The 18839-nt window shown below is 32.3% G+C and carries 30 protein-coding genes; 1 reads left to right on the top strand and 29 read right to left on the bottom strand.

What is annotated here, in order from left to right; all coding sequences use genetic code 11:
• Positions 1 to 459: 459 nt before the first annotated feature.
• The 10 genes from JOC48_RS14085 to JOC48_RS14040 form a co-directional block, all read right to left on the bottom strand.
• Complete coding sequence (locus JOC48_RS14085) at positions 460 to 654, bottom strand: hypothetical protein (protein ID WP_204500736.1); 195 nt, start codon at positions 652 to 654, stop codon at positions 460 to 462.
• Between the two features lie 87 nt (positions 655 to 741).
• Positions 742 to 1176 (bottom strand): hypothetical protein, encoded by a 435-nt coding sequence (locus tag JOC48_RS14080; RefSeq protein ID WP_204500735.1) that lies wholly within the window; start codon positions 1174 to 1176, stop codon positions 742 to 744.
• Between the two features lie 47 nt (positions 1177 to 1223).
• Complete coding sequence (locus tag JOC48_RS14075) at positions 1224 to 1394, bottom strand: hypothetical protein (protein ID WP_204500734.1); 171 nt, start codon at positions 1392 to 1394, stop codon at positions 1224 to 1226.
• Positions 1395 to 1410: 16 nt separating this feature from the next.
• Entirely contained in the window at positions 1411 to 1581 is a 171-nt protein-coding gene (locus JOC48_RS14070; protein ID WP_204500732.1) for a hypothetical protein, read from the bottom strand.
• Positions 1582 to 2420: 839 nt separating this feature from the next.
• Positions 2421 to 2576, bottom strand: a complete 156-nt coding sequence (locus JOC48_RS14065) for a Z-ring associated ZapG family protein (RefSeq protein WP_204500730.1) — start codon at positions 2574 to 2576, stop codon at positions 2421 to 2423.
• Between the two features lie 64 nt (positions 2577 to 2640).
• The gene (locus tag JOC48_RS14060; protein ID WP_338024321.1) at positions 2641 to 3681 is read right to left on the bottom strand and encodes a 3-deoxy-7-phosphoheptulonate synthase; all 1041 of its coding nucleotides are present in this window, start codon (positions 3679 to 3681) and stop codon (positions 2641 to 2643) included.
• 577 nt (positions 3682 to 4258) lie between these two features.
• A complete protein-coding gene (locus tag JOC48_RS14055) occupies positions 4259 to 4768 on the bottom strand; it encodes a hypothetical protein (RefSeq protein ID WP_204500726.1) in 510 nt (169 codons plus the stop codon).
• A gap of 118 nt (positions 4769 to 4886) precedes the next feature.
• Positions 4887 to 5432, bottom strand: coding sequence for a hypothetical protein (locus JOC48_RS14050; RefSeq protein WP_204500724.1), 546 nt, complete (start codon positions 5430 to 5432; stop codon positions 4887 to 4889).
• An 88-nt stretch (positions 5433 to 5520) separates the two neighbouring features.
• Positions 5521 to 6234, bottom strand: coding sequence for a DUF2711 family protein (locus JOC48_RS14045; RefSeq protein WP_338024320.1), 714 nt, complete (start codon positions 6232 to 6234; stop codon positions 5521 to 5523).
• Positions 6235 to 6321: 87 nt separating this feature from the next.
• Entirely contained in the window at positions 6322 to 6942 is a 621-nt protein-coding gene (locus JOC48_RS14040; protein WP_204500722.1) for an NAD(P)-dependent oxidoreductase, read from the bottom strand.
• 592 nt (positions 6943 to 7534) lie between these two features.
• On the opposite strand from JOC48_RS14040, the gene JOC48_RS14035 reads away from it, so the two are divergent.
• On the top strand, positions 7535 to 8512 hold the full coding sequence (locus tag JOC48_RS14035; RefSeq protein WP_204500720.1) for a tetratricopeptide repeat protein: 978 nt from the start codon (positions 7535 to 7537) through the stop codon (positions 8510 to 8512).
• 195 nt (positions 8513 to 8707) lie between these two features.
• On the opposite strand, the gene JOC48_RS14030 is transcribed toward JOC48_RS14035, so the two are convergent.
• The 19 genes from JOC48_RS14030 to JOC48_RS13945 form a co-directional block, all read right to left on the bottom strand.
• Positions 8708 to 8866, bottom strand: coding sequence for a DUF6612 family protein (locus tag JOC48_RS14030; protein ID WP_204500718.1), 159 nt, complete (start codon positions 8864 to 8866; stop codon positions 8708 to 8710).
• A gap of 84 nt (positions 8867 to 8950) precedes the next feature.
• The gene (locus JOC48_RS14025; protein WP_204500716.1) at positions 8951 to 9388 is read right to left on the bottom strand and encodes a GNAT family N-acetyltransferase; all 438 of its coding nucleotides are present in this window, start codon (positions 9386 to 9388) and stop codon (positions 8951 to 8953) included.
• Between the two features lie 177 nt (positions 9389 to 9565).
• Positions 9566 to 9736, bottom strand: coding sequence for a hypothetical protein (locus tag JOC48_RS14020; protein ID WP_204500715.1), 171 nt, complete (start codon positions 9734 to 9736; stop codon positions 9566 to 9568).
• A 49-nt stretch (positions 9737 to 9785) separates the two neighbouring features.
• Entirely contained in the window at positions 9786 to 10283 is a 498-nt protein-coding gene (locus JOC48_RS14015; RefSeq protein ID WP_204500714.1) for a hypothetical protein, read from the bottom strand.
• Positions 10284 to 10536: 253 nt separating this feature from the next.
• Complete coding sequence (locus JOC48_RS14010) at positions 10537 to 10968, bottom strand: hypothetical protein (protein ID WP_204500713.1); 432 nt, start codon at positions 10966 to 10968, stop codon at positions 10537 to 10539.
• 123 nt (positions 10969 to 11091) lie between these two features.
• Entirely contained in the window at positions 11092 to 11352 is a 261-nt protein-coding gene (locus tag JOC48_RS14005; RefSeq protein ID WP_204500712.1) for a hypothetical protein, read from the bottom strand.
• A 168-nt stretch (positions 11353 to 11520) separates the two neighbouring features.
• On the bottom strand, positions 11521 to 11631 hold the full coding sequence (locus tag JOC48_RS21295; RefSeq protein ID WP_239584379.1) for a lipoprotein: 111 nt from the start codon (positions 11629 to 11631) through the stop codon (positions 11521 to 11523).
• Positions 11632 to 11793: 162 nt separating this feature from the next.
• Positions 11794 to 12039, bottom strand: a complete 246-nt coding sequence (locus tag JOC48_RS14000) for a hypothetical protein (protein WP_204500711.1) — start codon at positions 12037 to 12039, stop codon at positions 11794 to 11796.
• 651 nt (positions 12040 to 12690) lie between these two features.
• Entirely contained in the window at positions 12691 to 13035 is a 345-nt protein-coding gene (locus tag JOC48_RS13995) for a hypothetical protein (RefSeq protein WP_204500710.1), read from the bottom strand.
• A gap of 300 nt (positions 13036 to 13335) precedes the next feature.
• A complete protein-coding gene (locus JOC48_RS13990; RefSeq protein ID WP_204500708.1) occupies positions 13336 to 13500 on the bottom strand; it encodes a hypothetical protein in 165 nt (54 codons plus the stop codon).
• A gap of 4 nt (positions 13501 to 13504) precedes the next feature.
• A complete protein-coding gene (locus JOC48_RS13985; RefSeq protein ID WP_204500706.1) occupies positions 13505 to 13693 on the bottom strand; it encodes a hypothetical protein in 189 nt (62 codons plus the stop codon).
• Positions 13694 to 13792: 99 nt separating this feature from the next.
• Positions 13793 to 15064, bottom strand: coding sequence for a DUF4179 domain-containing protein (locus JOC48_RS13980; protein WP_204500704.1), 1272 nt, complete (start codon positions 15062 to 15064; stop codon positions 13793 to 13795).
• Positions 15054 to 15614 (bottom strand): sigma-70 family RNA polymerase sigma factor, encoded by a 561-nt coding sequence (locus JOC48_RS13975; RefSeq protein ID WP_204500702.1) that lies wholly within the window; start codon positions 15612 to 15614, stop codon positions 15054 to 15056. Before JOC48_RS13975 ends, JOC48_RS13980 begins: the two co-directional genes overlap by 11 nt.
• A 260-nt stretch (positions 15615 to 15874) precedes the next feature.
• Complete coding sequence (locus JOC48_RS13970; RefSeq protein ID WP_204500700.1) at positions 15875 to 16264, bottom strand: WapI family immunity protein; 390 nt, start codon at positions 16262 to 16264, stop codon at positions 15875 to 15877.
• A 67-nt stretch (positions 16265 to 16331) separates the two neighbouring features.
• Positions 16332 to 16838 carry a hypothetical protein gene (locus JOC48_RS13965; RefSeq protein ID WP_204500698.1) on the bottom strand — a complete coding sequence of 169 codons (507 nt, stop codon included), beginning with the start codon at positions 16836 to 16838 and terminating at the stop codon, positions 16332 to 16334.
• A 70-nt stretch (positions 16839 to 16908) separates the two neighbouring features.
• Entirely contained in the window at positions 16909 to 17241 is a 333-nt protein-coding gene (locus JOC48_RS13960) for a hypothetical protein (protein ID WP_204500696.1), read from the bottom strand.
• Positions 17242 to 17432: 191 nt separating this feature from the next.
• A complete protein-coding gene (locus JOC48_RS13955; RefSeq protein WP_204500694.1) occupies positions 17433 to 17612 on the bottom strand; it encodes a hypothetical protein in 180 nt (59 codons plus the stop codon).
• 262 nt (positions 17613 to 17874) lie between these two features.
• Positions 17875 to 18420, bottom strand: a complete 546-nt coding sequence (locus JOC48_RS13950) for a hypothetical protein (RefSeq protein WP_204500692.1) — start codon at positions 18418 to 18420, stop codon at positions 17875 to 17877.
• 153 nt (positions 18421 to 18573) lie between these two features.
• Positions 18574 to 18837, bottom strand: coding sequence for a hypothetical protein (locus JOC48_RS13945; protein ID WP_204500690.1), 264 nt, complete (start codon positions 18835 to 18837; stop codon positions 18574 to 18576).
• Positions 18838 to 18839 lie beyond the last annotated feature (2 nt).

Here is an 18839-nt window from a genome sequence, read left to right as displayed (position 1 = left end):
CATAATATTCACCTCCAGAATATTATGCAGCGAAACTATCAGAACTGTACATACTTAATTAATCATTTCTGTACATTATTAAAGTAGCATTTATACATAATAAAGAAAGTTAAATAGTAAAGAACATTAAATTCATTAAAAATTATTAATAAAACCCCGCCAACTAGCGTCAAATGAATACCAAAGAGTTGTATTTGTATTGGGGAAGGCTTTATAATTCCATGCCAAAGAAAAAAGCAATAGATGATAACCAATAAAAAGATTAGGCTAAATAATACTATAACTTCCAACAGTTAATCCCCCTCTTTACTTAGAGAACTCCACACTTAATAAAAGTCATTATTGTTTCATTTAATTTTAACATAATATTCCATTAATCATTTATAAATTCAAAAGAAAAAGACCGTCAATGGACGATCATCTTGTTAAGCTCTTGCCACCCGTTTGTTTAATAAAGTGTTAAAAGTCATATGCGATTAGAATAAACACAATCGGAATAAGAAGACCCAAGCCAAGACAAATGATTGCTACTAATTTTGACTGTTTGGCGATTCGTTTATCTCCTTGATGTATGTTTTCAATAAAAGTAAGTGTATAAGAAAAACATAGAATAATTAGCAAAACTGAAATAATACTTATCCAACCTAAATTCACATTTACACTCTCCCTAGCTATTCAATTAAACTTCCATAAAAGCATTTATGCTTGTTCTATAATCGCACTCCTATAGTGGAACAACACTTATTCAGGGTTTACTTCTAAGAGCCAAGGTAAAAATGCATCGATATAAAAATTCATAACAATCTCATCATTTTCTAAAACATGGATATTTTCAAAGCCAAGGTTAAAGTAATCTTCATCATTTTTATGATAAATATCAATTATATTTTGATTGGGTTTCTTTAACACCTTACCAAATACCCTGTAATCGGCAACATACATATGCTTACTATTTTTAGCCTCGTAAAAATGGCTCACTTCTGCATCTTTCTTAGGATTTACCCCCATATTACTTAACAGCGTTTTTACGCTCTTTGGAAAATAAGCAGTTGCTAATGCATAATTCTTACAGTAAATGCATTCACAGCGTTCTTCTTCACCGATAAGTGGGAGATTCTTATAATACGATAAAGTCTTGTGAAAATCGATTTCCAATGCAATCCTTACTGACTTCATTTTGCTTTACCTCCGTTGCATCTACCTTGTTAAAAATTCGCATCCCGTTAACGCAATAAGAAATTAAAATCCATTCCTTCTACATTTTCAATATGAAATTCATCGATTAGTTTATGAGCAACTAAATACCCCGAAATTCCTGCAATATATTTCTTACACAAAATGAAATATTTAAAGCTGTGCTCCTCGATGCTATTGTTTAAGAAAACTTCCTTCATTTCTTTATAAGCCCTATTAATAAAAAATCATTGTTCCATCATAGTTTTCACTCAAATAACAAGCAACAGAGCTATTTATATACATAACAAATGAATAATATTTCGAGTTTCTTCTTAGGGAATACTTGGGTAAAACATCCTCTTTGTTGATTTGTTGAATTAGGTTTAAAACCTCCAATTGATTCATACGTTTACACCTCTATTCACCATGAACCTTTACTCAAGATTTACCCCCTTATGTTGAATAAGAATTCGACTTAATTGCTTGATTTCTCCAAGAAAATCTCTGCTTCATTTAATGCTTTTTCATAAACATCGTTAGGCTTTTCCATAACATCATTAAATAACTCTTCCCTGATAGTAGCATCCCTAACTGGTTTTATTTTTTTTCACGAACAATTAAACCTATGGCAATATCTTGGTATTATCTTAGTTATTTCAGCTGTCATTATTGTTCAAGAGATCAAAAAAGGCTAATAAACAAATGTTCAAATCTGATGCCCCTTCTTTTTGAAAAACATTGTGGGGGGAGAAGTAAATTAGTTAAGTTTTCTTGAAATGTTTTATCAACTTCTATTATTTTAATTGATTTGATTGGGCTATTAACTTCATATCCGTAACCGTCTTTAGTATCAAACGAAATTCTATAAAACTCATCTTAAAGTATAAGGTTCCATACATTCCGATTGTCGACTTCAAGTATAATATTCTTTTTAGTTTGTTCGATAATAGTCAATACCTCTATACAATACTTAGTAAGTTCTTCTTTTCTCTCTTATTTTTTTTGAATTACTTTCCCAGTAACTATCATAGTTTCATCGAAATTAACATCGTCTTCTGATGAACAAGCTGATAGCAGCATCAAACACATAATCAATAATAGATATTTTCGCATAAAAACCTCCTAATACATCAATTGCCCCCTTTTCAGCTAACCTGCTTCTTTAGCACAATAGGAGCTGCCGGACACCGACAGCTCCCTTGCTCAGCTAATGCTCCCTTTACTTTAAATTTAATAGAAGTAGTTTAGCTTTTATTATTTTTTAAATCGGTGATTTCTTTTTCCAAATTGACAATCTTTCTATAATTTGATTGAGTAGTCCCAAATACAAATCCAATTAACCCACCTATCACTGCACCAATTGGACCTAAAAAAATCAATCCTGGAATACTTGCTTCCAAAAAAAAGGGTCACAGACCCCAACCGTGGACATTTGTCCACATGGAGGGTCTGACCCCTAACACTTTATTTAGCTTCTTTTTTATAAATTTCATAAATAAGTTCTTTTGTATTATCCCACCCAAGACAAGGATCTGTAATTGATTTACCAAATACTAATGGTTCGTCTTGCCGCCCTTCTTCAAGATAAGATTCAATCATAAATCCGCGAACATATTTCTTTATTTTTTCATTCCATTCACGATTAATCAAAATTTGACGAACGATACGAATTTGTTCTAAATATTGTTTACCAGAGTTATTATGATTCGTATCAATCATGATAAATGGATTTTTAAGATGCATTTTTTCGTAAATTTTGATAGCGTCTAGTAAATTTTCTGTATAGTAATTTGGTATATTTTTTCCGTACTCATTTACTCCACCACGTAGAATTGCATGAGCAAGGGGATTGCCTTCTGTTTCTACTTCAGCGTAATTAAACAGAAAATTTTGTGCATGTTGAGCAGCATAGATACCATTAAACATTACGTTCAAATTACCTGAAGTGGGGTTTTTCATGCCTGTTGGTGCATCAATACCACTTGCAACAAATCGATGTTGTTGATTCTCTACACTTCGCGCCCCAATTGCATGATAGCTTACAAGATCATCAATCAAAGGAAGATTTTCGGGATATAACATTTCATCTGCTGTTGTCAAACCAGTCTCTGTAATTACTTTATAATGTAATTCACGAACAGCTTTGATACCGTTAATCAAGCTAGGATTACCTTTTGAATCTGGCTGATGGATTAAGCCTTTATATCCATCACCATTGGTACGTGGTTTTGCCGTATATACCCTCATGACAATAAAAATCTTATCTTTAACTTCCTCTTGTAATTTTGCTAAGCGACGAGCATATTCAAGAACAGCTTCTTCATTATCAGATGAACAAGGACCGATTACCAAAAGCAAGCGATCATCTTCACCATTAATAATTGCATTAAGTTCATTATCACGTTCTTCTTTGTGCTTTAACGTTTGTCCTGATAATTTACCAAGCTCTTTCATTTCATTAATACTAATTTTAGGGCTTATTTCTCTAAATGTCATAATGTTAATACTCCTTTTTATTTGTACGCCTCAAAAAGTTTATTTTATATTTAACATGATATTATATACACTGACAAATATTTTACGAATAATGTTCAGAATTTATTTTATCATATAATTCTAGTAATTTTTTGAATAACTCAAAAGAAGTGGGCCACCAATAAAACATGACGATCCACTTGATCTGCTAAAGCTCTCCTTTATATCATGAAATGTTAATTTGAACGATATTCGAGGATTAAAGTGATCTTCAAGAAAAGCTCCCGTTAATGAAACATTTAAAGGTGTTATCTTTAATTACTTTTTACCAATTGTATAAACCAATATAGTGCTATCCAAGGTAATATGTAACGAGTTACCCATTCAAAAGAACCGATAATGATATTGAAACCATCATAATTTAGTATATTTAAAACAATAAATATTACGACTAAACCAATTGCTCCATATAGGGAATATTTCATAAAAGTCTCGCCCCTTTCATTAAACATCAATTGAACATTAATGCTCCTTTAACGCAATAAGGTCTACGTTTCTTGTTCCAGATAAACACCCGCTACATTAAGTGTAATCTTTCACGTTTTAGTCAATTACCACTTGCATCTAACTTGATTTTATCTGTGTATTCAGCTTTATCTTTGTCTGTTCCCCAACTAATAGTTAAATCCATATTTCCGTTATCGGTAATGTACTCTTCAAACGGTTTCTCCATATCAGTATCATATTGAAATTTTGCCTTCAATGTTTTGTTTTCCTTACTACTAAAGTCTATAAATTCATATTTTGAATTATCATTTGGTATATCATTCTTTAGACTCGTATCCAAAAATAATTCTGATGCTGTATATTGTACATTACCTTGATGAACTTGCACTCTTCTCATTTTATTAAACTCATCAAAAGTTCCTTTGTAAGTAAGTGTTATAGTAAATAATTTCTTGTTATAATGTGTAGTTAAGTTATCAAAATTAGTCTCTAGTTCCCAATTAGAACTGTCTGCTTTCCACACATAATTATTAACATTTTCCTTACTACAAGCTGCTAACGAAATGATACATAAAATTATAAAAATAATACAACCCTTCTTTTTAACCATTCTCACCACACTCCTTTCTTATTGAAATTTGAATTAAAGTCTAGCTTATTAAATATTATAGGCGCTTAATCCTTATTGTTAATAAGCCTCCCTTTAGTTTAAGTGTACATAATCACAATCAATCATTAATGAAGGAATCTTCATATTCTTCAATTAATTTATTTGACAGTTCCAAGGCTTCCTCTCTATCGCCCGCTGGAGCAGTAATCATTAATCCATTGTTTTTTGACCACGACCCCTTACTATCTTCAGTATCCCTGCAATAAACTTTTATTGTAAATTGAGTATAATCGTCATTTTTGTAGGCGATTCCATAATGATAAATATCGGGAATAAGAACTCCATTCTCACCAGTACGACCAAATGAGGCTATAACCCCAACACCGTTCTCATTTTCAAAATAAATTTCCAGTTCTCCTCTATCCTCTGAAATGCTAGGCACCATTTCACCTTCAAATTTTACGGTCCCCTCAAACTTTTTATTTCCGAAAATACGAGGACGTAATTTACCATCAATATGCATTTTTATATTCTCTGATACCTCTTCGTTGCCTAGTTGATAATAAACACCATTTAGTGTTTCGCTATAATGTTTCGGATAGAAGTTCCAAGCTATTAAGATGACTAAGACTAATACCGCAGATATTATAATTTTCCCCTTCAAGTCACACTCCTCCTTAGTCCTTAGAATAATTTGTATCATTTACTATCAACAATTAGTTCTTGTTCAACATTCCTGCACCTTTAGCTCATTACGCCTTTGAATACCAGTTTATATATGTATTTTTACTACATACTATTGCTTCCAAATTTATCGAACTAACTATGTTATTTATATCATTCCCTTTTGCCATAATAATTGTGATGAAAGAGTCATATACATTCATGAAAGAAAAATCCATATTCTCATCTGTAATCATCACCTCTTTAAGTGATAATTCACTTACCCCTAATGCATTTAAATTTTTTAATTCTATATTGCCTCTTTTGTCTAGTATAGGGTCTGAGTAACTTAACTTTTTTGCCCCTTTTGAACTAAGAAGATTTAATAAGTCATTAACTAAAAATACCGTTGGGAAATCTTCATCAAGATAATATAGGTCACTTTCCATACTTGATTTTAATTTATCAGCTAAATCTTCTCTAGCATATTCCCTTCTTAATGCAGCGATAGACGTTTTTAAAGCAACAGCTAGTTCTTCATAGGTTGATAATTTACTTTTATTTATTATGGCATCCCAACTAACAGGTTTACCATATTTTAAAATCTCTTCATCAGTTGGATATATATGTTCATTTTCTCGTTTATTTTGTCCCCATCCCATAGGCATTTGGACAAAAGGATGGAGCAATATTGCTGCTGATGTAAAATTATGTGGTAATTGGTCTAATATTGGTGAGTTGTCATCTAACCAAATATAATCCAGCATCAAGCTTTCTCCTTTTTGTTTTATTTGCTTTTTCAAGAAATGCATTAGTTAGTTGAAGTGCGATTTTTTCACAAACAATAAGTTTTACCTTTTGAAAGCAGATAATAATGTAAGAGAATTTTATTAGTAGGCGATACCTACGCGTGATTTTATATAATTGTTACTTTCAATCTGCTTATAAGTAAATCCTGCTGTATCCGTAACGTATATTTTATCTCCACCCACCGGCAAAAAATCACGTTCCTCACGATAATCACCTATACTTTCTCCATCAGGTAAATATGTAGGACATACAATAGTCCATTCGAGTGTTGATTGTTTAAGCATATCGTAAACTTTATGATGTTCTTCTGCTGCACGGGTAGATTTACGTTTTGATTCACTTGACTGATAACGGAGTACGGATGGCGTAGTTCTACTTTGTAAGATCCCTGCGGTTCCTATCGTGATAATTCGTTGTATACCTTCGTTTTCCATTGCTTTGATAATTAGTGGCATACTTTCTGAAAGAGTGGTTGTGCCATCAGTATTTAGTGCACTAATAACAACATCAATCCCATGCATTGCACGTACTATATCATTTTTATTTAAAACATCCCCGTGTATAATGGTTAAATTTTCACTATTTATTTGAATCTTCTCTGGAGTGCGAATTAATACAGTAACATGATGTCTATCATGAAGTGCATAAGTTACTATTTGACTTCCAACTCGTCCAGTTGCACCTAAAATTAAAATATTCAAAAGTAAAATCCTCCTTTTTACGAATTCAAATATTACACTACACTATAAATGATATTATTTCGTCTTTTTTAACTTAGGCAGGATTACTTGAAGTATATAAATTCAAACTAATTAAATTTTGAATAACGAACTAATTTTCATTAAGGAGTCGCTCAATAGACTGGACAGTTTGTTAAATGTAAGTTGACAGCACTCTTAAATTAACATGCTTCTTTACTAAAAGATCTTTTGTTACATTAATTTTAACAAAATATTCCAAAAGATTATCAGATAAAATAAAAAGACGACCAATGATGATCGCCTTATTTAACTCTTGCACGCTTATGTTTAAGTGTAACTCTTTTCATCATCTAGTTCGATTACCTTTTGATAACAAAGGAAGGGCCAGCTCAATGCAACTGATTAATGGAGTAACTTTGTTGCATTTTTATCCTCTTTAAAGGATTTGTAATATCAGGTATGTTTTGATTTTCCCTCCACTAAGTAGTTAAATATGCTATTCTATAAATAGTGTGAATTTTAATAAAGCATTTGGTTGTTAGCCTAATATCTAAGAACTTTGTACCAATCTATTATAAGGGGAATAGCGGCAATGGAAAAAAAATCTATACTAATTCTAACTTTAGGAACTTCGTTATTATTTGGATGTAGTCCAACAACATTGCTTCCGATTGATTTGATGTACGATAGTGAAAAGGTAGAAGCTTACTATGAAAATGGTGAATTTGAAGAGGCGTTAGCATATGTCGACGAAAGAATCGAGAAATATCCAAGAGATGCTAGTCTACATGGAGAGCGCGGTTATCTACTACTCGAGCTTGGACGAGCTGATGAAGCATTAGATTCATTAGATAAGTCCTTGGAGTTAGACCCAGCCCTTGAATCGGCGTTAAGTAATAAATCATGGGCATTAAATGAGTTAGGCAGGTTTGAAGAAGCTATTGACTTTGCAAAAGAAGCAATTAATATAAAGCCAGACGGTGATATGGAATATATTAATATGGGAAATGCGCTGTCAGCAATGGATCGAGATCAAGAAGCATTGACATACTATGAAGAGGCGTTAAAAATTAACCCAAATAGTGAATATGCCTTTTATGGAAAAGGTGTTGCAAATTATTATATCGGCGAATATAAAGCAGCATTAGAAGCGTTTAACAAATACAACAAATTGATTCCTGGAGATATTGATGCATTGTGGTATTTGATGTACACCCATGATGGGATTGGAAATTTTGAAGAAGTAGTGGCGTATAGCAATCAAATTATTGCCTTAGACCCTTCGCAAATTGATGCATACTATTATAAAGGTTCAGTATTAGTTGACTTAAATAAGCTAGAGGAAGCTGTTAACGTGTATGACACGGTGATTGAAAAGTTTCCAGAGTCCCCATCTGGATATTATGGGAAAAGTCGAACATTAATGTACATGGAACAAAAAGAAGAAGCACTTAAGCTGTTAGCGAAAACGATAGAGATTGATCCAAACTATGGGGATTGGGCGTACGAAGACCCAATGTTCTATAACTTAATCGAAGATGATGCATTCCTGGAGATTATCGGATACTAATGATGCCTAAGCGTAGTAAATAGGTTTATTTAAACAGAAAGAACCATCGTTTTCAGTGTAAAATGGAAGTACCTATCACAGAACTTCCAAATAATCCTTTACCATAAGGAGTTGAAAACGATGGTATATCCTTTATTGAATCATATTCAATGTAAAAAATGGAAGCGTATAATTTGTTAAGGTCATAGGTATTGATCATATATTTTTGTAACTATGTGCCTTTTCAGGTAGTGTAATTTCTTCTATTTCATTATAGCTATCAATTATATAGTCAACAGTAGCTTGTGCTTCAATTGTCATTGTAAAATCCATGACCATTTTCATACTTTCTGCTAAAAATGTTTCCTTTTTCATAAAGGCTAAGACTTCGCCCCATCTTTTTGTTTTTTTCCCTTGCGTATTCTTTTACTAACGCTACCCGTTACTTTAATAGCCCACTTATTTCAAATTTGCTTTGAATACATAACTTACTTTGTCATAATCCATTCTATTTTCATAAAAACGATGTGCGTCAGTACGCTTTAATCCAGAAGATAAAGCAACACTTTTATAATTGTTTTCCTTTGCCCATTCATGAACATATGTAAGTAGTTTTTCACCATAGCCTCTTGAACGCTTATTTGTATCAGTTACTAAATCACAAACCCAAACAAATCTACCATAATATAGTGTTACCATAGGCTTAAAGCCAGTTACTGCAACTATTTCTCCTTCGTCAACTAATGCAAACATTTTATATCTATCTTTCTCTTTTGCCTCTAATACTAATTCGAGATATGTCTCTTCATCAAGGTGAGTTCGTAATTGTTTCATAACTGGAAATGCTTCAACAATTTCATTTTGTGATTGAAGTTCTTTAATTGTTAATGTGTTCATCCCTAATCCCCCTTTGCAAAATTTAAACTAAATTTAACATGTTCTCTTCGTTTACTAAACCGTCCATTCAAAATAAGCCAAAGGAGCTGCCGTTACGACGGCTCCCACTCTTTCGCTCAAGCACCCTTTATAGCAACTCTTTATTGTCCTTTTGCTCCCGTTAATTTATTAACTTATCTATGGATTTTCTTTCTTATCTTTTTTGAAACAGCCAATTATTACAATAATAAATCCTAAGGCTAATAGATAAATTTCATAACCACCTGTTCTAAATGCAGCTTCGTGTGGTAAATATAGCCCAACTAGCATTAACGCAATTCCCAGTAACATCGTTTTAATACCACGCATTTTAACACCCCTTTTTATCTTCACTAACTATTATTTCAATTAAAGACTGTTAAATTGATTTAGCTATTTTTATTAACTCTGCTTTCCCATCCTGTAAATAACCACAATTATTCATCTCTAAAGTGAATTCCATTCCATCTTTATACCATATCAATTGCATATTTTTTCCGAAATCATCACTCGTAAATAACGCCGTAAATCCCTCATTTATCTCGATTTCTTCATGATCATTAGATTCTGATGCCGTACTATAATTCCGTTCAAAATTAGAAACCATATAATCAACATGTGGTATTTGTTGAGGTTTACTTGTGTTTTTATCAATCTGTTCATAACCTTCGATTGATAAGTATCTAATATGGGTTACCACATCCTTATTTTTCTTATCCCATCCATATAAAAACACGTTTGATTCTTCGTATTCAAAAGGAATATATTTAGGAAATTTAACTTCATACGGTAGTGATTGATTTGCGATTTGTTTTTTTACAGGTTCAAAAATAGTAGCTTTAGCTGCTTTTTCATAAGGTGTTTCTGGTTCTTTCACTGTAAGGTTCGTAGTATCTAGAGTCTCATTGAAACTACATCCACTCAGAATTATCAGAACAAACGAAATGAAAAGATATTTTTTAAACAAGATTTATCCCCCTAATATAAACTAACCCTTCATTACTAATTACAATCTTATCATTCATCTCCTTTTATTTGGAAAAAGCATAAAAAAAGAGCTGCATAATCGGTAATCAATCTTCAGCTCTTGCATCCTTACTTTAAGTACAATTCTGCACAATCTTTATTATTTATGCAGTCTTAAAGGTTTTATCATCATTTGTTCTACCAAGGAAATTGAGAATTAGTATATAAAGAGGAAATACTATCAGTCCTCCTATTGCTAAAAGACCAGAAGCAGGGTTAGAGGCATCTCCACCATTAGTCATTGGGAATAAAGATGCGAATAAATAAACAAAAAGAACAAAATAGGGTGCCCAAAGAATGACTGTCCAAAAGTTCGCCTTCTGCTTACCCAGCCACTTTTTTGTTAAGAAAACGAGTAGTATTGTACCACCTATAATGTCAACAATTAGGGTTACACCAGTCATAAAATTAACCGTACCAATTTCAAGATTTGTCAGTCTGCTAATTCTATATACATTTAACATCAGCTCAAAAGGAACAAATACCATAAGAGCATATACAATGCTAACAACATTTAACTTCAAAAAATAGTTCATCTATTAAATCCCCCAAAATCATTATCTTTTACTAAACTCTTCTACCTCGAGTTCAACAGTGGCAGCGACAGCTTGTTCCACTATTGCAGGTTAATGCAATAACCTTTTATTAGCAGGTTTAAATTAATAAATCACAAGTCCCCCTAAATAGTATAAATAATAAATAAGCAAGGGAATAAAAACAATGAAAATTAGTATCCGTAGTTTTGGCAGCTTTTTATATAAGAAGACTAAAAGAAAATACCATAAAAATACTGGAAGTACAGCCGCCCCTGCCGACAATGGTATTAAAATAAGCATTTCTTCATAAGTAAATAAAGCATAAATAAACCAAATAAGAAAAAGTATAATCATCCAAAACCCGATTTTATATGCAATTCTCATTGATATTCCCCCTTTAAATTTTATTTTTATTAAAAAATTACAGTGATTTCCCAACTAATTAATACTACTTTCCTTATTCAAGAAAACTGCCATTTAACGTTATAGGGATCCCGTATTCGACATCCCGTTGTTCAGCTATTGCGTTAGTTAGTGGAATAAAGATTGTAATTATTTTTCTAAGAAAGTTTCTGGTTTTAATTTGTCAATCACTTTTTCTTTTTCTGATGAACAACCTGCAATAATAAATAAAGTTAAAAAAAACAGTAGAACCTTTTTCATTATAAATATCCCCCTTCATAACTTGTTCAACTAAAACTGCCCTTTACCGCAAGATCTTTTGGACTACATTTATGTTAACATAATATTCCATATATCCTTTTTAAATTCAAAAGAAAAAGACCGCCAATTTTGACGATCTTCTTGTTAAGCTCTTGCATCCCATTAGGTTAACAACTTATCACAGAATTTCCATTTAAAATTTATGTCGTTCGTATCAAGAAGTTCTCCATCAGAAGTAATAAGTGATTGCCCATCATATGAGATAGGCGTTCCTTTGTATTTACCCCTTGTCCCTATTACGCCAACTTCCATCTTGTTATCTATGGTTAATCCTGTTATTTCTTCTACTTTTATCGGTGAAAACTCGTCACCGTATAGGTGACATCGAACATCCATATCTACAATCATCATTAACCTCCAAACATACATTGCTTGTTCAACATAACTCCATTAGAAAAAGGATCAGCAACTGCTGCTCCAAAATCCTTGTTATACATTCGCATCCCGTTAGCTTAGGTGTATTCAGTCACGAATATTACTATTTCCGTTTGATAATCTCCTTATAATGATAATCAAGCAACTAACAACAATTCCTATAATATAGTGTTATGAGAAATCAGAACAGGACTTAGAACAAGGGAGAGTCCTTTCCACAAAAGATTTTATCGAAAAAATTAGAAGTGGTGAAATTTAAATGAATGTTGAATAGAAAAAATACTGCTTTAAATGAGCGAATAGCCTTATTCAGCATTTTCGCCAGTTTGCTTAATCATCTAATTATTTGTATTTCTAATGGACCGTTTTAAAGAAATTAAATTGAAAAGGAAGTATGACAGAGTAAAAAGTATTGAAGGGCAACCAAGTCTATTTTCTCATCGTAGTCAGCTGGAATCCCTTTAACAATTAAGTTAATAATGACAAAGATATATCACCTGGTAATTTACGTTTGCGAACAACTCGACGCTCTTTTTTATAATCTTGCTTATTTCATACTTCTGTGTGTTCTATTCCTGAAAAAATATGTTGAAAATACTTGTACACTGCCATAAGCATTCTAAGTTATCTTTTTTGCTTCATAGTGTGCTCCGCTTCAATTTCATTGCTTAACTCAGGGTACTGTTTCTTAAAAGAATTTACTACCTTTGTTGTTTTACTAAATACATATTTTTTCACTTCCCTATAAGGAATCCATATCCCTCTGTTCTCAATCTTATCATATAAAGATGAGATAACGAAGTCCCGTAGATCAGGCTTTAGTTTCCTTGTTGTACGTCTTTTCTTCATTTCATTGTGGTATAACTTATAAAGTTCTCCTGCAATCCATTCCTTTTGACTATTTTTTAATTGTGAAAAACTTTTGTTCGTTTGAAGAAGCTTTCCGTTAACTTTAATATGATTTTTCATCAAGAATAGTCCCTTACCAATTATTAACTAACCTAACTCATTCGCTATTCTCACAAATACTTTTAACGTACGAAAATATTTTAACGAATCATTTTATCATTTCTGCACTTCCGCCACCCTATTGTTTTAGTGTAATAGCTCACCATTTCGTTAAGAATGTGTTTCACTAATTTTTTAATTACTTATTGTCGATTCTATATACTAATTTTCTTCCTCGTTCAATGTGTAACACTACATGTACAGTGTGACGTACACAAAAATAAGCCCTCTATACAGAAGGCTTATTTGCATTTAAATATACTATTGTTTACGATTCTTAATATAATTTTTCATTAATCTAATGGTTTCTTGCTTCTCTTCTTCAGACTCATGAGGGTAGGCATAAATACCATCTTGCTCTTCATCAATACAATGAGCAGTTGCTGTTACTTCTTTTTCAGATATAGTGTTCTCATGCTTTAGCATGGTATCACTCTCCTTTATATAAGTATAACTCAATTAACTCTTTCGATGCAATCTCATTAATAGCCATGCGGCCAAGTCCAATAGATTCTGCACCGAATTTAGAATAGTGTTCCTCAAGTTTTGTATTACCTCGCTTAGTATGTATTTCTTGTATCCCATAGCTGAATAACCTATTAAATTTAACATTCTCCAATTCTTCTGCCTTGGAAATGGATTATAGAAATGATGTAAATGATTTTTTTATGCTTGATACTTTATTGATTATCCAAGCAAACCCAACTATATGGTTCTCTTATTTTGTAAAATATTGTTCCTTATCCAATTCAAATTCCCACGGCCCACGGATTATTACTTCCGGATTGGAAAAGGTTATCGTAATATTTTTAACATTATTTTTAATGTCAAACTGTAAAAATTCCAATACTTGTGTTTTTTCATTTATCTTTGCACTGTGTCCCACCTCTTTTATTCGAAGATTATGAAGCGATCTTGGGTCTTGTTCGTTATAATTTAGGTCAATATACACTCGCATCTGTTCGTTACCAACACGTTCCAGCTTCGTTATCTTAAATGGATAACCAGCAATTTCATACGTTTGGTTAATTTCTTCCGTTGTAATGTCTGTCGGTACCTTTAGCTTAATTTTTGTCATATCATCATATGTTACACTTATTTCCGGAATAGTTACGGAATAATGGTCAATGTTTTCAGCACCTAACTTATAATAAAACTCTCTAGTTGGACTAGACATTCCCATGTATTTTCGATAGATATCATAAGTAGCACCTGTTTGGTCCTGCACATTAATCTGGTGTGGTACAGTATAATCAAGAATACCATAATCAATAATTCTATATTGATTGGAATGTTGGGAGACTAGTGATATTCTCGCTTCATCATCTATCCTTGTCGGAATGGTTGTGATTGAAACTCCACCTGCTGTAGAAGTTTCCCCTAATTCTTGATAGCTTTCAAAAGTATTTGCCTTCTTCAAATTCACCGGGATATTTATTTCTTGATTGGCATGAATTACAACGGTAATATTACCGCTTAGATTTAATTTTCCATCATACCAAAACGAAGAAGCCCACTCTCCAGATGTCCATAAATCTTGTGAAGATTTTAAAGAATATTTTTCCCCCTTTTCGTTAATTACCGTAATCTTCTTGAAGCGCTCTGTATCTTTTCCATTCATTGTGATATAGGTCATTTCATCATCGATGACAATACCCGTTATGACTACTTTTCCATTACCCATTTTTGTCGTAACTGGTTTTTCCAGGATATATCGATCTTGCGGCGTGTCTTCCTCCATCACCATTCCAATACCTGGTACAAACTGTAGCACTTTTTTTACGCCGGCATATAGTTGAGTATTGAATACAGCCGTGAAAAGTAGACAAATAATTAAGCTAGCTGCAGTAATCAATCCTTTGTACTGTTTCCAGTTTGATTGATTGACCCGCGACTCCTGTTTTACCTTACTAATACCCAATTGACTTCGCTGATGCAAATCGGGAGGAAGCTGAATCTTCTCCATTTCCTTTTTAATTTTATCGCTCATGTACATCCTCCTCATCTACTTGTTTTCGAAGTTTTTTCAACGCTCTATACAAAACTGTTTTTGTTGTTCCTAATGGAATTTCAAGAATCTCTGCTGTCTCTCTGATAGTATAGTCGTGATAAAAGCGTAATAATATAACACTTTTCTCTTCTTCACTTAACGCATCGATCAGTTCCTTTAATGACAGAGAAAGTGGGAGATCCTTTGTTTCCGACTCTTCTCCGATATATTCCTCATAATCTGGCTTTAACTGAACCACTTTTTTTCGCCGCCTTAATAGATCGATGGAACAGTTGATGGTAATTCGAATTAGCCACGTCTTAAAATATTTCGGATCTTTTAAGTGAGAGATTGTTGCAAATGATCGATAAGCCGTCTCCTGCACGACATCAAGTGCGTCTTCTTGATTTTTTACATACACATAGGCCGTCCGGTAAATATCCGCTTCGTACTGCTGAAACAAAGTTATATAAGCTTTTTCATTACCTTTTTGTGCCTTTTTTACTAAGCTTTTAATGGCGATCACCTTCTTACATTTGATGTTACACATTAGACGCACTAGTAGTTATTTTGGCTTTACATTTTTATACTTTTTGCAGAATAGAATTTCGTTAGTAACACAAGAAGTGTTAATCTTTATCGGATTAACACCTTCTTATCTTAATGAGTTTTTGGTCTTGTTTGAAATACCAAGAATAGAATTTGTTATAAACGAACAAAAACGGAAACAAACCTGAAAATCAGTTAAAAATGGTGTGCTTTCCCCATTCAAGATAAGCCACCCAATAGTTCAATAAGAAATTACAACTATTATCTCTTTATAGCTTCGTTCAATTTTGTAACCCACCTATTAATACTGGGCTGAGTCGTTTCTAACTCAAATATTAATTCATTGTCTTTAGCCAAGTTTTCTTTATAGCGTCCTTTCAAAACAAAATAGCCTCTTTGATTAAGGGAAAATGTAATATCTACATTACATTCTGAATCTACTAAAACCACGTTCCCTTTCATTTTTTCATACATCAGCTTCAGTTCTTTAGCAAACTTTGACAATTCGCCAAAGCTGAACCATACTAATCCACGAACATGATAATTACTTACCTTAATTTCAATCTCACTTTTCCCATATTTAAAGAACTCTTCATCTATATAGAAAATTATATACTCACCGTTTTCGGCTATTAATTTAATATCGTTCATAAAATTTCCTCATTTCAAAAATGACTTTATTCAACTATTGCCCCCTTATGTTGAATAAGAATTCGACTTAATTGCTTGATTTCTCCAAGAAAATCTCTGCTTCATTTAATGCTTTTTCATAAACATCGTTAGGCTTTTCCATAACATCATTAAATAACTCTTCCCTGATATTATTAAAAAGAGAACTGGATAGATTCGGTAGATCATTCTCAAATCCATCTCTCTCATCCAGAAGCTTTAAAGACTCAATAATAACGAAATAAATATTAGGTAACTCTTCTTTTATCTTCGATTTAACTCGAATAAATGCTTTCGCATACTTATCAAAATGGTGACATCCAAACTCTTCAACACCCGTATAGAATGGAAAACCACTACCATCTTCCCATTCACATAATAATCCCCAAAAGCCAATAAGAAAACCAGCTTTTAGGACACGATTTTCATTATCAAAGTGCTTATAAAAGGGATATAAATATAAAAACTCTTCACACCAACCTAAATCAAATATCCCTCCATCACGTAAAATACATTCTTTAAGTATTCTCAAAGTCTCTTCTAATGTCTTATCCATCACTTTCACCCTTTTACAACATATCAGTCAGATTTTCCTTAATGCGTAATCGCTCCCTTTACTTAAAAAGCTAATTTAAAATTGTGGTTAATATCATAAAGATAAAAAATATGAAGCTACCGGCAGAACCATAAATACCGAAAGCCAAAACAGAAAATGTAATTGGTCCACCACCCAAGAACAGTATGAAAATAAGAATGGTAAGAATACCTGCAACAAAACCTACGATTAAATATATCAACATTTTCACAGTTTCTTTGTTAACATATTTATCAATTAGCATTGAAGCGGGAATGCCACATAAAAAATATGCCAATCCAATCACCATTAGTAAGATCGGTAAGTAAGCACCGAAGGGATCATACCATGTATCAGAATTTCTTTCTGAAATAGGCGTGTACATAAGAAATGAAATTATTAAACTTAATACCACTGTTGATAACAGTGAAACAATAATTCTTCTTAACAACTCCATACACCTACTTTCATTTTAAAAATCGAATAATGCCCTAAATTATATACTATTTATTTCTAAAGAAGTGACATTAATCCTTCTTGCATTAACGCTCTCATTTAGTGAAAAATCATCCATATTTATCCAGTTGTGACAACCTTCTTGTATGATACTCCTAAATATTGATACTTAATAATCACTTTCTCAATGCTACTTTGATACCCCAACGTAATAGCATAAATCAAATCATCTTCTGTGATAGTACCTTTATTAACCCTTTTTAATTGCTCTTGAGGGTCAGTGTTTGGGTTTAGTGTCACATTTTTGAAATTTTTAAAAGTGTACTCACTTGCCTCTTCATGCTTTCATCAATTGTAAAACAAATAAGTAACCAAATAATATGAATAAAATGATATATAATATCAGTAATTTCACTCCATTTACAACATTAGCCCGACATTGAACCATTAATTTTAACATAATATTCCATTAACCCTTTTTAAATACAAAAGAAGAAGACCGCCAATTTTAATTTGACGATCATCTTGTTAAGATCTTGCTCCCTTTTATTGAAATATAGAATTAGTATTGTTCAATAACTTCCCCCTTTTCATCTAAACCTTTTATTGGACCCCAAGCATTAACTTGATAAAAGTAACGACTTAAATCCGTGGTTATTATTTCCATTTCTTTAACCTCGTCATTTACTTCTGCTGTAACAGTAGATATATTTTCATCTACCAATTTCCCAAATGCTATTGGTATCTCCTTCACATTTCCCTCATCAGTTTTGAAACGTAATATTTTGTGTCTTACACTAAATGATTCATCTGTGATAGAGCTTATTTTAGAATCGATAAGTTCCCAACTTGTATCACTCTGACTTGTTACTAATGCAATCCCCAATCTTTCAAATTTATCACTCTCATCTACATCTTGTGCATTAAAATATACAATTGTTCCATCACTTGTTTTTTGTTTAGATACTATATCATTTACTTCTATTTCGCCAGACCAACCATTGTTTATTGCCTCTTTAGGTGATTCATTATTGCAGCCTATAAGTATAAAAACAAATAATATTAACAGTAAGTTCTTCGTAAATTGGGTTAGTTTTTTATTATACATCGCAATACCCCCTATTTGCTTTTGCTCTCACAATAATAATTTTTTTATTTTTCTTATTACACATTGCTTCCATTGTGGCAAATAGGAGCTGCCTGATCGGCAACTCCTTGTTCAACTCTCTCTACCTGTTAATAACTTTATTAAAAGAATTGTTTAGCTTATCTTGATTTTGACCTCTGAAACATTCAGTTCTAACCTTTTCTTTAACTCCTCTGTAATAGAAAATGAAATTGTTGAACCTTTTTCCAAATCAGCAAATTTGTAATGCATCCCAGTAACAATAGTTCCATCAGTCCCGTATGTTTCTGTTGGACTAGCATTAAATTCTATATGCTCATTATAATTCCCACTGATTTTTCCTTGCATAAAAATTTCATTTGGTAAAACAATATGAGCTGGTTGCTTTACTTTAGACACAT

Source organism: Aquibacillus albus, assembly GCF_016908325.1.
Classification (GTDB): Bacteria; Bacillota; Bacilli; order Bacillales; family Amphibacillaceae; genus Aquibacillus_A; species Aquibacillus_A albus.
This window is presented reverse-complemented; position numbering and strand designations above follow the sequence as displayed.

Coding starts and splice junctions, on each gene's coding strand:
- JOC48_RS14080 (WP_204500735.1), bottom strand. CDS start 1,176: ATGAAGTCAGTAAGGATTGCATTGGAAATCGATTTTCACAAGACTTTA.
- JOC48_RS14075 (WP_204500734.1), bottom strand. CDS start 1,394: ATGAAGGAAGTTTTCTTAAACAATAGCATCGAGGAGCACAGCTTTAAA.
- JOC48_RS14070 (WP_204500732.1), bottom strand. CDS start 1,581: ATGAATCAATTGGAGGTTTTAAACCTAATTCAACAAATCAACAAAGAG.
- JOC48_RS14055 (WP_204500726.1), bottom strand. CDS start 4,768: ATGGTTAAAAAGAAGGGTTGTATTATTTTTATAATTTTATGTATCATT.
- JOC48_RS14035 (WP_204500720.1), top strand. CDS start 7,535: ATGGAAAAAAAATCTATACTAATTCTAACTTTAGGAACTTCGTTATTA.
- JOC48_RS14030 (WP_204500718.1), bottom strand. CDS start 8,866: ATGAAAAAGGAAACATTTTTAGCAGAAAGTATGAAAATGGTCATGGAT.
- JOC48_RS14025 (WP_204500716.1), bottom strand. CDS start 9,388: ATGAACACATTAACAATTAAAGAACTTCAATCACAAAATGAAATTGTT.
- JOC48_RS14020 (WP_204500715.1), bottom strand. CDS start 9,736: ATGCGTGGTATTAAAACGATGTTACTGGGAATTGCGTTAATGCTAGTT.
- JOC48_RS14010 (WP_204500713.1), bottom strand. CDS start 10,968: ATGAACTATTTTTTGAAGTTAAATGTTGTTAGCATTGTATATGCTCTT.
- JOC48_RS14005 (WP_204500712.1), bottom strand. CDS start 11,352: ATGAGAATTGCATATAAAATCGGGTTTTGGATGATTATACTTTTTCTT.
- JOC48_RS21295 (WP_239584379.1), bottom strand. CDS start 11,631: ATGAAAAAGGTTCTACTGTTTTTTTTAACTTTATTTATTATTGCAGGT.
- JOC48_RS14000 (WP_204500711.1), bottom strand. CDS start 12,039: ATGATTGTAGATATGGATGTTCGATGTCACCTATACGGTGACGAGTTT.
- JOC48_RS13995 (WP_204500710.1), bottom strand. CDS start 13,035: ATGAAAAATCATATTAAAGTTAACGGAAAGCTTCTTCAAACGAACAAA.
- JOC48_RS13990 (WP_204500708.1), bottom strand. CDS start 13,500: ATGCTAAAGCATGAGAACACTATATCTGAAAAAGAAGTAACAGCAACT.
- JOC48_RS13980 (WP_204500704.1), bottom strand. CDS start 15,064: ATGAGCGATAAAATTAAAAAGGAAATGGAGAAGATTCAGCTTCCTCCC.
- JOC48_RS13975 (WP_204500702.1), bottom strand. CDS start 15,614: ATGTGTAACATCAAATGTAAGAAGGTGATCGCCATTAAAAGCTTAGTA.
- JOC48_RS13970 (WP_204500700.1), bottom strand. CDS start 16,264: ATGAACGATATTAAATTAATAGCCGAAAACGGTGAGTATATAATTTTC.
- JOC48_RS13965 (WP_204500698.1), bottom strand. CDS start 16,838: ATGGATAAGACATTAGAAGAGACTTTGAGAATACTTAAAGAATGTATT.
- JOC48_RS13960 (WP_204500696.1), bottom strand. CDS start 17,241: ATGTACACGCCTATTTCAGAAAGAAATTCTGATACATGGTATGATCCC.
- JOC48_RS13950 (WP_204500692.1), bottom strand. CDS start 18,420: ATGTATAATAAAAAACTAACCCAATTTACGAAGAACTTACTGTTAATA.